The sequence below is a fragment of the Erwinia sp. MYb416 genome, from assembly GCF_037479575.1.
GTDB classification, from domain to species: Bacteria; Pseudomonadota; Gammaproteobacteria; order Enterobacterales; family Enterobacteriaceae; genus Erwinia; species Erwinia rhapontici.
The window spans coordinates 1-705 of the sequence record NZ_JBBGYT010000169.1; the positions used below are offsets into that span (position 1 = coordinate 1).

Below are 705 nucleotides of genomic sequence, written 5' to 3' on the forward strand. Positions count from 1 at the left end.
TCACTCAACCGGTTATGCGCGTGGCGGCAGGCCAGACTCAGCGGGTTCGTTTTGTGCTAACCAGTGACCGCCCGTTAACCACCGAACATATGAAGCGCGTGACCTTCGAAGGTATTCCGATCACCGCCGTAGCAAATCAGGGTATTGCAATCAGTCTGCGGCAGAATTTGCCGGTGATTATCCATCCTGCCGGGCTGGCGGAAAATATCGGCTCCTGGAAAGATTTGCAATGGTCTGTTAAGCAGGGAAAATTGAGGGTCCATAACCCTGGTGCTTGGGTTGTCAGGATGGCTCCGTCCTTCACCTTGCTGCCAGGCAATCAAAAAGTGACTCTCAATAAGAGTTATATCCTGCCGGGTGAAACCTTACCCGTGGTATTTTCTGATGTATTGGCGTTGGCGAGAACCCAGAAGATTCGTATTGATGCCGTTTCTTCGTATGGATATGAAGTGGGTAATGCTGAACTGTCCGTTAGCCACGAGCTTTAACACGTGTCTGGTTCTGAACGCTTTACCTTAAATGCATACTGCCATTGCGCACTTCTTGCGGCGGCTGGCACCCTGATGCCAGCTTACCTCTGCGCGCAGGAAACACCCGAACGTCCTCAGCTATTACTAAAAGCGCAAAACACCTCCACACCCACAGTAGCGCAAGCTTCCGGCGAGTCCGTCACTGCGAAAATCCTTAGAGCGAGAGGGATTGACC

Annotated in this window: 2 protein-coding genes; both read left to right on the top strand. The window is 51.9% G+C overall.

What is annotated here, in order from left to right:
• On the top strand, window positions 1-488 hold a 488-nt coding region (locus tag WH277_RS01620; RefSeq protein ID WP_339503996.1), incomplete at its 5' end, for a fimbria/pilus periplasmic chaperone.
• A gap of 3 nt (window positions 489-491) precedes the next feature.
• Window positions 492-705, top strand: a 214-nt coding sequence (locus tag WH277_RS01625) for a hypothetical protein (protein ID WP_339503998.1), incomplete at its 3' end; no start/stop codon positions are given.